This window comes from uncultured Winogradskyella sp. (assembly GCF_947501905.1).
In the GTDB taxonomy this organism is placed as follows: domain Bacteria; phylum Bacteroidota; class Bacteroidia; order Flavobacteriales; family Flavobacteriaceae; genus Winogradskyella.
In genome coordinates this window covers 177,779-189,777 of sequence record NZ_CANMXL010000003.1, presented here as the reverse complement: position 1 = coordinate 189,777, position 11,999 = coordinate 177,779, and the positions used below count along the sequence as shown (strand labels likewise).

Sequence of the window (11,999 nt, the reverse complement as noted above, 5' to 3'; positions counted from 1 at the left end):
TTTGCTTATAACATAAAAAGACGTCTTATAGGCGTCTTTTTTGCTTCAATACATTTCATACAATTGGTTTGTGCTATATTTACTTTACTAAACTTATTGAATGAATTTTAGCTATTCAAAAAAAGACAAACTTAAAAGCAAAAAACTTATAGAGCGGCTTTTCTCAGAAGGAAAATCAATAACGGTTTTTCCGCTGCGTTTGGTTTATTTAAAAACAACTTTTGAAGACGACTCTGTTCTAAAAACAGGAGTATCTGTGAGTAAGCGCATTCATAAAAATGCTGTTGACAGAAACAGGATAAAACGCCTAATGCGAGAGGCCTACCGCTTAAATAAGCCCAAATACTTTAACAAAAGTTCAACATCGTACGCCTTTATGATTTTGTACATTAGTAGAAACAAAACAACTTTCGAAGAATTAGATAGTACAACTAGTCTTCTTTTTCAGAAATTTTTAAAACATATACCTAAAGATGAAACGGTTTCTTAATAAAAAAATAATTCTTCCAATAGCTCTGGTAATGGTGTTTCTAAGTACCACGGCTTTCAATTCTAATTTCTTTGAAATTGCAAAGCAAATAGAGATTTTCACGACCATGTTTAAGGAATTAAACATGAACTATGTCGATGATACCAATCCTGGTGATTTAATGGATACTGCTATTAAAAGTATGCTTAATGAGTTGGACCCCTACACAACATTTTATAACGAGCAAGATGTGCAGTCTTCAAGAATTAACAATGCTGGAGATTATACGGGTATTGGCGCAAAAGTAAGAACCTTAAAGGATAAACTGGTAATTGTCGAGCCTTATAAAGATTACGCTGCGGATAAAGCTGGATTAAAAGCTGGAGATGAAATTATTAAAATCGATAATGTAGATATTACTGACTTTAAAGATGACGCTGGTAATCTGCTGCAGGGTGCTGCAGGAACTGAAGTAACTTTAACTTATAGAAGACAAGGTAAAATTAACACCATTAAAGTTACAAGAGAGTCTCTTGAAATCAATGCGGTACCACATTACTCAATGATTAATGAAGACACTGGATACATAGTTTTAAGAAAATTCAATAAAAAAGCGTCTTCTCAAACTGTAAAAGCCCTTAATTCCCTAAAGAATGTTGGTGCTAAAAATATTATTTTGGATTTAAGAGGAAATCCTGGAGGCTTACTTAATGAAGCGGTAAATATTGTGAATATTTTTGTACCAAAAGGACAATTGGTAGTAACTACCAAATCTAAAGTAAAAAAGTATAATAAGACCTACTATACAACGCGAAACCCTGTTGATTTAGATATTCCTGTAGTAGTTTTAATAAATGGTAGATCTGCTTCTGCGAGCGAAATTGTTTCTGGTGCGTTACAAGATTTAGACCGTGCCGTTGTTATAGGTGCTCGTAGTTTTGGTAAAGGTCTTGTTCAGCGTCCAAAACCACTGACATACGGTACACAAATGAAGATTACCATCTCCAGATATTACACACCTTCTGGTCGTTGTATACAGGCTTTGGATTATTGGAATAGAGACGAAAAAGGAAATGCCACACGCACTAAAAAAGAAAACTATAAAGCTTTTAAAACTAAAAAAGGGCGTGCTGTTTTTGATGGTGGTGGCGTGCAGCCAGATGTAGAAATTGCAGAATCAAAACAAACACCCATTACTAAAGCAATTGAAAATGAAAATTTGATTTTTGATTTCGCTACTGAGTATTTTTATAAAAATAAAGTTTCAGACTTGAGTGGGTATACATTTTCAAATTCAGATTTTGAAGCTTTTAAAAATTATTTAAAGAGTAACGATTTTAATTTTGAGACTAAAACAGAGAAAGCGCTTAGTAAAGCTATAGAGGTTGCTGAAGAAGAAGAGCTAAATAACACAATTGCTTCTGAATACAATCAATTAGTTTCTGCTTTAGAAGACTATAAAACTTCAGCTGTCAACAAGGACAAGGAAAAATTATCTTTGCTTTTAAGAGATGAAATTATAAAACGCTATTTCTATTCTGAGGGGCTTTACGATTATTATAAAGTCAATAATACTGAAATAAAGAAAGCGTTAGATCTTCTTTCAAATCCATCTAAATACAACAAGATTTTAAACTAAAAATCTAAATTTTATATATTTATAAAGCGGATAAGCTACAAACCTTGCTTTAAAAGCAAAGTTTTGTGGTAAAAACCCTTTATAATGAAAAGGTTATTTTTTCTTGCTCTTTTTTGTTTTCAGTTGGTAATATCTCAAACCGAGATAAAACACATTGTCTATTTTGAAACAGACAAATATTCTATTCCAGAAACTGAAATGTATAGACTTCTTCTCTTCTTAGATGATATTGAGTCAGTGGATATAAATAAGATTTCTATTTATGGTTTTTGCGATGATCGAGGCAGCCATTCCTATAATATGGTACTCTCCCAAAATCGGGCCAATGTTATTAAAGAAGTCTTAACCAATAACGAATTTGATGAGTCTTTAATTACCAATACAGACGGTAAAGGAGAATTATTGCTTCGTATTATTAAAGAAAATGATGTAAAAAGAATTAGGGGTCTTAATAGAAAAGTAGAAATAATAGTATCTCCTGTTTTCCCTGCCAGAGAAAATAATTTCGATTCCAAAAATTTAGAAACAATTTTAAGTGGAGACTTAAAGGTGGGAGATAAAATATTGTTAGAAAACTTGTTGTTTGAGCGTGGTTATAGTTACTTAATACCAGAATCTAGAGTAATATTAAATAAAATTGCTTCCATTTTAGTAAAACGTAGTGACATTTATTTTACAATTGAAGGTCATGTCTGTTGTACGAGTGGAGAAAGAGATGCTATTGATGGTAAGACAAAAAAAAGAAATTTGTCTTATGCGCGCGCAAAATATATTTACGATTATCTAGCGAGTAAAGGAGTCAGCAGGCATAGAATGAAATATATTGGTATGAAACGTAAGTTTCCTTTAGGTGGTCCTCAAAGGCTTGATCGCCGTGTGGAATTTTTAGTAACAAAAGTTGGACACTAATCTAACTTTTCTTCATTTTAATATGAGGAATTCCGTCTTCTAAGTATGTATCTCCTGTTTCATAAAAACCTAGATTATTATAAAAGCGTTTTAAGTAAACTTGAGCAGAAATTAAAATAGTCTCTGTATTATAATGATTTTCTATAGTTTTTACAGATGCTTTCATTATATCGTAACCATATTTATGGTGTCTTTGATTTTCTACAACCACTACTCTACCAATGCTGGCTTCATTAAAATAATCTCCTGGTTTAAAAATTCGTGTATAAGCTACAAGTTTTCCTTTTTTATAACCTAAAACATGTAATGCTTTTTGATCTTTACCATCAATATCCTGATAAATACAATCCTGCTCAACCACAAAAACTTCACTTCTAAGTTGAAGTATGTCATATAATTCCTGTGTATTAAGTTCAGAAAATTGTTTTATAGAAGTCTCTATCATTAAGCTATTTATTAAGTTACAACAAACTTAAGCTAAAAAGAAATTAGGATAAAAAAACCTTGAGTAATATATACTCAAGGTTTAATCTGTCAAGTATAATTAATCCCCATTAAATTATACTTATTAATCTAACTATAAAGTGTTTAAAACGTTATTAAAAAAACTTCAATTATTTCACCATTTATAATGTTAGATTAAAGTAATACGATGCTAAATTAACTAATGAAATAGCAATTATAAAATAAAAGCCGTTAAATACTATTTTTTTTGATTACGTGTTTATTTTCAATCTTGTACAATTACAGATTTAGTATCACACTTACCATATTCTGGTTGAATATTTACATGGTTAATCTTGTATTTATGTAATAGGAGTTCCTCTACTTCATGAAGAACGGTGTTAAATTCTGAAAGTGATATATCATCTATAAAGTCTATATGAGCTTCGAGATGGATCTCATCTTCATTTAATTGCCAAACATGCACATGGTGTACATTTTTTATAGATTTAATGGTTTGAACATCTTTAATAATAGAATCTATAGGTACATCGTCAGGGGTAAATAACATTAAAACTTTGGTAGAATTTTTTAGTAAATCCCAACCCATAACAATGAGATATAAAGCTATAACTAAAGTTAAAGCACTATCTACCCAGTAAACTTGATAATACTTCATTAAAAGACCTCCAATTAAAACAGCTATACTTGCCATCATATCCGTTAAGAGATGTAAGTAAGCGCTTTTCATATTCATATTATCATCAGCATTATTTTTAAGTAGTAGTACACTAAAACCATTACCTAAAATTGCAATTATAGATAACCAAATCACTAGATTAGATTCTATTTGTTGTGGGTTTTGAAAACGTTCTGTCGCTTCAAAAATGAGAAGTATTGCAACAATTACAAGAGTTGAAGCATTGATAAAAGCTGCTAAAATTTCTGCACGTTTATAACCAAAAGTACGTTTTATAGATGCTTTACGTTTTACAAGTTTATTTGCAATATAACTTATAACAAGAGATATAACATCGCTAAAGTTATGAAGTGCATCACTTAATAAAGCTAAACTACCAGATATTATACCGCCAATAATTTGAGCTATAGTTATAGCTATATTTAAAATAATTGAAATTAAAAGATTGCGGCCGTTAACGTCTTTATGACTGTGTGAATGATGATGAGAATGACCGTGACCCATGTTATTTTATTTACAACATATTAGCAACTCATAGGTATTTTATTAACTCTGTTTTGGTGACGACCGCCTTCAAAAGCGGTTTCTAAAAATGTATCTACCATCTTTATAGCTTGCGGTATGGCTGTATATCTTGCTGGAATACATATAATATTAGCATTATTATGCTGCCGTGTGAGTTCTGTTATTTCATTCATCCAACAAATACCAGCACGTACATTAGGATATTTATTTGCTGTCATCGCTACACCATTTGCAGAACCACAAACAAGAATACCAAAATCTACGTTATTATCATTAACATCTTTTGCTACAGGATGTACAAAATCTGGGTAATCAACGCTATCTAAAGTATCGGTACCATAATTTTTCACAGTAATTCCTTTTGATTCAAGATGTTTTACAATAGCTTGTTTATAATCTGGACCTGCATGATCATTACCTATAGAAATTGTCATTTTTTTGTTTTTTTATTAGTGTAAAGTTACGATTATTTCAAATTAGTTAACAAGGTTATTCATTACTTGTTAATAAGTGTTGACAAGTATTTAGAAGTAAAATTTTATTTATTCAATAAAAAATGCAAACCAGAATTGGTTTTAAAAAACCAAAAAAGTTAGCCTTTAATTTTAGATGAGTTATCAGACAAAAAAGAGTATCTACTAACATGAAATTCTAAAAGACTTATTAAAAATAATACGTTAATTTAGGTTATTAACAACTGTGAATAGTAAATCAAAACCTATTGAATTATAAGTCATTAATTATTTTATAACGTGTTAATAGAAAACAGTAAGTCACTTTTACAACTAACATCATAAAAAGTTATACAGCTATTAACAGTCTATAATAACCATCATTTTTATTTTAAATTTTTAAAAAGAAAAAATGTATGATAATATAATTGTGGATAACTGTAAATTTCAGTTGATTTAACTTTAATTAAACGTGGTTAAATAATAATAGCTTAGCTTTGTACCAACTTAATATAATTACTTCACCTGATATTAAGTGGATTATAGAAAGAATTCCTGACACTTTCAGGAAAATGAAAATGACAAATAATTAAATGACAAGACAAAAAAAGAAGAAATCCAAAAAAGGGATTTCAAACCTTACTAATACAATTCTTAGTATTCTTAAAAAAGAACGAAATAAATCCTTTAACTACAAACAGATTGCAGCTATACTTGGTGTTAATGACGCTAGTAGTCGCAATCAAATTATAAAAACTTTAGCTAAACTTACTGCTAAACAAGAGATAGAACAAGTAGACCGTGGAAAATATAAAGCCATTGTCACTGCAGAATACCACACAGGTATTTTTGATGCCTCTTCAAAAGGAAATGGTTATATAATAAGTGATGATTTTGAAGACGATATTTTCATAGCTTCAAACAATACAAATAAAGCATTACATGGCGATGAGGTAGAGTTTTACGCTTACAGAAGACGTCATCGAGGAAAGCAAGAAGGAGAAATTACTAATATTTTAAATCGTGCAAAAAGTGAGTATGTTGGTACTATCCAAATACAAGAAAAAAAGAATTTTGCTTTTGTAGTTTGTGATAGTAATAAGATGTACAAAGATATTTTTGTACCAATTAATAAAATTAACAAAGCACAAGACGGAGATAAGGTATTAGTAAAACTTGCAGATTGGCCAGAAAAAGCCGATTCTCCTTATGGTAAAGTGCTTAAAGTATTAGGAAAACCAGGAGAGCATAGTACCGAGATTCATGCGATACTTGCAGAATATGGTTTACCAGCAGAGTTTCCTTATGAAGTAGAAGAATATGCTAATAATATTGATATTTCTATTAAGGAAGAAGAAATAAAAAAACGTCGCGATATGCGTAAAGATTTAACCTTTACCATTGATCCAAAAGACGCAAAAGATTTTGATGATGCTTTATCGTTTAAGGTTTTAGAAAATGGAGATTATGAAATAGGAATTCATATTGCTGATGTATCACACTACGTAAAACCAGATACAATTTTAGATGATGAAGCTTATGAGCGTGCAACTTCTATTTATTTAGTAGATCGTGTGGTGCCAATGCTTCCTGAACGTCTATCTAATGGTGCATGTTCTTTACGTCCACATGAAGAAAAATATACATTTTCTGCAGTCTTTAAAATGAATGCTAAATGCGAAATTAAAGACGAATGGTACGGACGAACAGTTACGTATTCTGATGCACGCTTTGCTTATGAAGAAGCGCAAGCTATCATAGAAAACAATCTAGATATTACTTTAGATACTATCAATAACTTTCAAATAGATACGACAATTCCTAAAGAAGTTTCTTTAACAGGAAAAGAATATAAAACGCAATCAGAAATTGCTGAAGCTGTATTGGTTTTAGATAGATTAGCTAAAAAATTGCGCTCTCAACGTATGCGTGAAGGTGCTATTTCTTTTGATAAAGTCGAGGTAAAATTCAATTTAGATAGCGATGCAAATCCTGTTGGTGTATTCTTTAAAACAAGCAAAGACGCTAATAAATTGATTGAAGAATTTATGTTATTAGCAAACCGAAAAGTATCAGAATTTATAGGAAAGCAAAAACCAAAAAAGACCTTTGTTTATCGTGTTCATGATGAGCCAGATGAAGCAAAACTTGCACAACTTCAAAATGTAGTTAGTCGTTTTGGTCATAAACTTAACTTTAAAGATAAAGCGAGTGTATCTTCTTCATTAAATAATTTATTAAAAGATGTCGTTGGTAAAAAAGAACAGAATCTAGTAGATACACTAACCATCCGTACGATGTCTAAAGCAGAATATACAACACATAATATTGGGCATTACGGCTTATCTTTTGATTATTACAGTCATTTTACATCACCTATTCGTCGTTATCCAGATGTAATGGCACATCGTTTATTACAATATTATCTAGATGGTAATAAATCTGCTAATGAAGAGATTTACGAAGAAAAATGTCGTCATAGCAGTGATATGGAAAACCTAGCAACAAAAGCAGAGCGAGATTCTATCAAATACATGCAAATTAGATTTATGCAAGACCATCAAGACGAAGAATTTGTTGGTGTTATTTCTGGTGTTACCGATTGGGGTATTTATGTCGAAATTATTTCAAATAAATGCGAAGGCATGGTTAGTGTTCGAGACATGAAGGATGATCATTATTATTTTGATCAAGACCATTACGCCATGGTTGGTAAAAACACGCAGACAATGTATCAGCTTGGTGATGAGGTTATTGTAAAGGTTAAGAACACAGACTTAGTTAAGAAACACCTTGATTTCTTTATGGTTGGTAAACCTCAAGAATAAACACCATCTGTAACAAAACCATAATAAGTTTGACAGATATAGAAACGATAAATTTCTATAAATTATGAAATCAGAAACTTGTTCAGCTTGCGGGTCTACAAAAATAATGCACGACATGAGAATTGTAGATTTTGGTCACGGTAATGCTAAAAAAGATTTATCTATTGAGATTAAAACAACAGATAGAGTTCTTTTTAATAAATTTGAAAAAGGTGCCCTAAAAGCACAAATCTGTGGTTCTTGTGGTAAAGTAGATTTATCTATAAATAATCCACAAGAATTATGGCAAGCTTATCTTAAAACAAAAACATTATAAAAACTATGATATTAACAACTACAAATACAATTGAAGGTTTTAAAATTGCAGATTATTTAGGTATTGTAACTGGTGTTGCTATTAACGAGCAAACATTAGCCTCAGGATTTAGTACTTCAAAATATTACAAAAAACTTCAAGACAGTGTCGATGTTGTAAAAGAAAAAGCATTTCAATCTTTAACGGAAAATGCTAAAGCTCAAGGCGCTAATGCAATAGTTGGTATTAAAATAGAAATTGAATTAACCACCACAAATTATCCAATGGTCTCGGTCACTGGCACAGCAGTTAAAGTAATGGTCTAATTATGAACTCTAGTACAAAAGCCATTATCATTTCACTACTTGTTTTTCTAGGAATTTTTTTAGTAGTATTACTGTTTTTTAAAGTTGTACTTGGTTTATCTGATGGTCCAATTGCCGGAATGATTTCAGCAGTAATAGCCGCTCTTTTTTCACCAAGACGTACAGTTATTAGTAAACAATCTGGAAAAGAAGTGCAGTTAAAATGGTTTTTTAGCGAGCGAATTTATATCATTAAATAATTAAACCTGTAACAGTTCGTTTATAGTATTATCTGTATAAGTATAAAATTAAAGCAAGATGAAAAAAGCAATAACCATCATAGCATTTGTAATAAGCACAATAGTATTTGCGCAAAGTCCAATTGTAAAAGATGTTGGCGAATTTAAAGAACTTAAAGCCTTCGATTTAATTAATGTTACCATGATTAAATCAGATGAAAATAAAGTGGTTATCGAGGGTGCTAATAGAAGAAATGTACAAGTCATTAATAAAAACGGAAAGCTTAAAATTCGTATGGAGCTTGAAGAATCTTATGACGGTAATGACACACAAGTGATGCTGTATTACACATCAGTAGATATAATTGATGCTAATGAAGGTGCTAATATTAAAGTTAAAGGCACAATAGAGCAATTTGATGTGAAGTTCAAAGCCCAAGAAGGTGGGGAGATTACCGCTAATATCAAAGCAACTTATACAGACGTAAGAGCAGTTACTGGAGGCGTTGTGAATCTTACAGGACAATCCAAGAACCAAGATGTGACTATCTATACAGGCGGTGTATTTAATGGTGAAGAATTTAAAACTAAAAACACCGAAGTATCTATTAATGCAGCAGGTGAGGCTAAGGTAAATGCTTCAGAATTTGTTGAGGTTAGAGTTAGAGCTGGCGGTGAAGTTTATATCTACGGAAATCCAAAAGAAATTGACGAAAAACGTGTCCTTGGTGGCCGTATAAAACGCATGTAAACAACCTTTCCTGTTCGTAATATCTTTACTACATTTGTGTAAACCATCGATGTTTACATGTTTGACGATATATTAACAGCTATCCCTTTTGGAATTATACTTGCCTTTACTATTGGGCCTGTATTTTTTGTGCTATTAGAGACTAGTGCCACAAAAGGATTTAAAAGTGCATTAATATTTGATTTAGGCGTTATACTAGCCGATGTTGTTTTTATCCTCTTAGCCTTTTACAGTACAAATAAAATTGTCGAAAAAGTAAAAGACGACCCTAGCTTTCTAATTTTCGGCGGTGTATTACTTATAGTTTATGGTGTTATTTCTTTTATAAAAACCTCAAACTCTTTCCGAGCGATTGTTAGAGAATATCATAAAGTAGAAATACAAAAAGACTATGGAAAACTCTTTATAAAAGGATTCTTACTCAATTTTATAAATATTGGTGTACTCTTAGGTTGGTTAGGCTTTATTGTCATTGGCACCTCCTTGACCACTTCAGAAAACGGAACATTTATTTTTATTACCACAATGCTAACGACGTATTTTGTTGTGGATTTATTTAAGATAGCTGCCGCAAAACGATTGCGAACAAAATTGACACCAAGACGTATTTTTAAAACCAAAAAAATTGTAGCACTTGCTATTTTAGGCTTTGGTATCTTACTATTAACCCAAGGTCTTTTCCCAGAAATGTATGAGAAAAGCAAAGAGCAGATAGAAAAAATTAATCCTGTAAAGCATTGATAATAAAACCTTTTTGCTACTAATAAACGAGTTTCTACTTATTTACTATCTTAGGTCACATACTAGAAAATTATCCATAGACCTAGCATGAATTCAACTCAAAAAGCAAGCTTAAGAAGTAAACTATTCCGTCACCTTGATGGTATTGTTATTTCACCAACGGCTTACACCTTAAAAACACACGGAGTAACAGATTATTTACTGCAAAACAAAGCCGCAACACTTAAGGAACTCACAACTAAATTTAAGGCCAATGAAGGTTATTTAAATATTGCGCTTAGGGGGCTTTGTTCTCAAGGATGGCTTATTCAAAATGTAGACAATAAAAACGATTCTATTAGTTATCAAACCAATGAAGCATCAGAAATAGCGTTCAATTATTTTTATCTGTATAAGGATGTTACAGACTTATTAAAAATGTCTGAGAATTACCATCCAAGAAAATTTGAAATCGAACCATTTTTAAAATTAGAAAGCATATACAACAAGTACAAAACCAACTACGGCATTCAGTTATCTAAAAATGAGTTTCAAAGAAAAATAGAAGAACAAATCTTAGCACATATCGAAGGCGTTATTGTGGGCCCAACAATTGTGTATTTAGGTATTACAGGCATGTTTCATAAGTATTTTATGGAATCAAGATTTCGGGCAGAAGAATTCTACCAAAACCATCAAGAATTTAATAAGCTGCTTATAATCCTCACCGAGTTGGGATGGTTTAATCAAAAAAATGGCTCTTATTCATTTACTGAATTTGGGTTGTTTTTTGCAAAAAGAGCAAGCGCATATGGTGTTACAGTTTCCTATAAACCGACGCTTTGTAAATTAGACAACCTAATATTTGGCGACCCACTAATACTTAAAAAACAATCTACAGCATCTGAAGAAAAACATGTAGATCGAGAAATGAATATTTGGGGAAGTGGTGGTGCTCATAGTGCCTATTTTAAGGTTGTAGACCAAATTATCATCGACCTTTTCAACAAACCAATAGATCAACAACCTCAAGGCGTTCTTGATATGGGATGTGGTAACGGCGCTTTTTTAAAGCATTTATTTTCAGTTATAGAAAACCAAACATATAGAGGCTCTATTTTAGATGAATATCCCTTAAAAATAATAGGCGTAGACTATAACGAAGCGGCGCTCAAGGTGACTAAGAAAAACCTTATTCAAGCCGATATATGGGCGAAGATTATTTGGGGAGATATTGGCAATCCTAATCGTTTAGCTGAAGACTTAAAAGAAAATTACGACATTGATATAAGAGAATTGCTTAACGTAAGAACGTTTTTAGATCATAACAGAATTTGGAAACACCCTAAAACCAAACCCTCAAGAGTGAGTTCGTCAACGGGCGCATATGCATTTGAAGGCGAAAGAATCAATAATAATTTAGTTGCAGAATCATTAAAAGAGCATATTGGCAAATGGACGCCTTATGTCAAAAAATTTGGCTTATTACTAATTGAGTTACATACCGTAAACCCAGAATTAGTTGCACAGAACTTAGGAAAAACGGCAGCCACTGCTTATGATTTAACGCATGGTTATTCCGATCAATATATACTTGAGCTGGACGAGTACTTAAATGTAATTCAAGAAGCTGGTTTAGCTCCTGATATGAGTAAGTTTAAAAAATTCCCAGATTCTGATTTTGCTACAGTGTCAATTAGCTTATTAAAAAACTAAGAAGACG

13 protein-coding genes are annotated in these 11,999 nt (G+C 31.5%); 10 read left to right on the top strand and 3 right to left on the bottom strand.

Going from position 1 to position 11,999, the window contains the following annotated elements; all coding sequences use genetic code 11:
• Positions 1–100 precede the first annotated feature (100 nt).
• From rnpA to Q0770_RS07690, 3 genes are all read left to right on the top strand, one after another.
• The gene (gene rnpA, locus Q0770_RS07700) at positions 101–490 is read left to right on the top strand and encodes a ribonuclease P protein component (RefSeq protein WP_299115681.1); all 390 of its coding nucleotides are present in this window, start codon (positions 101–103) and stop codon (positions 488–490) included.
• The gene (locus Q0770_RS07695; protein ID WP_299115679.1) at positions 474–2,108 is read left to right on the top strand and encodes a S41 family peptidase; all 1,635 of its coding nucleotides are present in this window, start codon (positions 474–476) and stop codon (positions 2,106–2,108) included. Before rnpA ends, Q0770_RS07695 begins: the two co-directional genes overlap by 17 nt.
• Positions 2,109–2,192: 84 nt before the next feature.
• Positions 2,193–3,017: an OmpA family protein gene (locus tag Q0770_RS07690; RefSeq protein ID WP_299115677.1), complete on the top strand. Its 825-nt coding sequence runs from the start codon at positions 2,193–2,195 to the stop codon at positions 3,015–3,017.
• Position 3,018: 1 nt separating this feature from the next.
• On the opposite strand, the gene Q0770_RS07685 is transcribed toward Q0770_RS07690, so the two are convergent.
• The 3 genes from Q0770_RS07685 to rpiB all read right to left on the bottom strand — a co-directional run bounded on the left by Q0770_RS07685 (position 3,019) and on the right by rpiB (position 5,120).
• The gene (locus Q0770_RS07685) at positions 3,019–3,462 is read right to left on the bottom strand and encodes a GNAT family N-acetyltransferase (protein WP_299115675.1); all 444 of its coding nucleotides are present in this window, start codon (positions 3,460–3,462) and stop codon (positions 3,019–3,021) included.
• Between the two features lie 285 nt (positions 3,463–3,747).
• Positions 3,748–4,665, bottom strand: coding sequence for a cation diffusion facilitator family transporter (locus Q0770_RS07680; protein WP_299115673.1), 918 nt, complete (start codon positions 4,663–4,665; stop codon positions 3,748–3,750).
• 20 nt (positions 4,666–4,685) lie between these two features.
• Entirely contained in the window at positions 4,686–5,120 is a 435-nt protein-coding gene (rpiB, locus tag Q0770_RS07675; protein ID WP_299115671.1) for a ribose 5-phosphate isomerase B, read from the bottom strand.
• A 611-nt stretch (positions 5,121–5,731) separates the two neighbouring features.
• Between rpiB and Q0770_RS07670 the strand changes: the two genes are divergently transcribed.
• From Q0770_RS07670 to Q0770_RS07640, 7 genes are all read left to right on the top strand, one after another.
• Positions 5,732–7,966: a ribonuclease R family protein gene (locus Q0770_RS07670; protein ID WP_299115669.1), complete on the top strand. Its 2,235-nt coding sequence runs from the start codon at positions 5,732–5,734 to the stop codon at positions 7,964–7,966.
• Positions 7,967–8,030: 64 nt separating this feature from the next.
• Positions 8,031–8,282: a hypothetical protein gene (locus Q0770_RS07665; RefSeq protein WP_299115667.1), complete on the top strand. Its 252-nt coding sequence runs from the start codon at positions 8,031–8,033 to the stop codon at positions 8,280–8,282.
• A 5-nt stretch (positions 8,283–8,287) separates the two neighbouring features.
• Positions 8,288–8,587 (top strand): heavy metal-binding domain-containing protein, encoded by a 300-nt coding sequence (locus Q0770_RS07660; RefSeq protein WP_299115665.1) that lies wholly within the window; start codon positions 8,288–8,290, stop codon positions 8,585–8,587.
• Between the two features lie 2 nt (positions 8,588–8,589).
• Complete coding sequence (locus tag Q0770_RS07655; RefSeq protein WP_299115663.1) at positions 8,590–8,826, top strand: hypothetical protein; 237 nt, start codon at positions 8,590–8,592, stop codon at positions 8,824–8,826.
• A gap of 58 nt (positions 8,827–8,884) precedes the next feature.
• Entirely contained in the window at positions 8,885–9,556 is a 672-nt protein-coding gene (locus Q0770_RS07650) for a head GIN domain-containing protein (protein ID WP_299115661.1), read from the top strand.
• Positions 9,557–9,613: 57 nt separating this feature from the next.
• On the top strand, positions 9,614–10,297 hold the full coding sequence (locus tag Q0770_RS07645) for a LysE family translocator (protein WP_299115659.1): 684 nt from the start codon (positions 9,614–9,616) through the stop codon (positions 10,295–10,297).
• Positions 10,298–10,384: 87 nt separating this feature from the next.
• Positions 10,385–11,992, top strand: a complete 1,608-nt coding sequence (locus Q0770_RS07640; RefSeq protein ID WP_299115657.1) for a class I SAM-dependent methyltransferase — start codon at positions 10,385–10,387, stop codon at positions 11,990–11,992.
• Positions 11,993–11,999 lie beyond the last annotated feature (7 nt).

Bases quoted from the DNA above. Each gene is read 5' to 3' on its own strand.
- Q0770_RS07695 (WP_299115679.1), top strand. From the start codon at position 474: ATGAAACGGTTTCTTAATAAAAAAATAATTCTTCCAATAGCTCTGGTA.
- Q0770_RS07650 (WP_299115661.1), top strand. From the start codon at position 8,885: ATGAAAAAAGCAATAACCATCATAGCATTTGTAATAAGCACAATAGTA.
- Q0770_RS07690 (WP_299115677.1), top strand. From the start codon at position 2,193: ATGAAAAGGTTATTTTTTCTTGCTCTTTTTTGTTTTCAGTTGGTAATA.
- Q0770_RS07680 (WP_299115673.1), bottom strand. From the start codon at position 4,665: ATGGGTCACGGTCATTCTCATCATCATTCACACAGTCATAAAGACGTT.
- Q0770_RS07685 (WP_299115675.1), bottom strand. From the start codon at position 3,462: ATGATAGAGACTTCTATAAAACAATTTTCTGAACTTAATACACAGGAA.
- Q0770_RS07640 (WP_299115657.1), top strand. From the start codon at position 10,385: ATGAATTCAACTCAAAAAGCAAGCTTAAGAAGTAAACTATTCCGTCAC.
- Q0770_RS07645 (WP_299115659.1), top strand. From the start codon at position 9,614: ATGTTTGACGATATATTAACAGCTATCCCTTTTGGAATTATACTTGCC.
- rpiB (WP_299115671.1), bottom strand. From the start codon at position 5,120: ATGACAATTTCTATAGGTAATGATCATGCAGGTCCAGATTATAAACAA.
- Q0770_RS07660 (WP_299115665.1), top strand. From the start codon at position 8,288: ATGATATTAACAACTACAAATACAATTGAAGGTTTTAAAATTGCAGAT.
- Q0770_RS07655 (WP_299115663.1), top strand. From the start codon at position 8,590: ATGAACTCTAGTACAAAAGCCATTATCATTTCACTACTTGTTTTTCTA.
- Q0770_RS07665 (WP_299115667.1), top strand. From the start codon at position 8,031: ATGAAATCAGAAACTTGTTCAGCTTGCGGGTCTACAAAAATAATGCAC.
- Q0770_RS07670 (WP_299115669.1), top strand. From the start codon at position 5,732: ATGACAAGACAAAAAAAGAAGAAATCCAAAAAAGGGATTTCAAACCTT.
- rnpA (WP_299115681.1), top strand. From the start codon at position 101: ATGAATTTTAGCTATTCAAAAAAAGACAAACTTAAAAGCAAAAAACTT.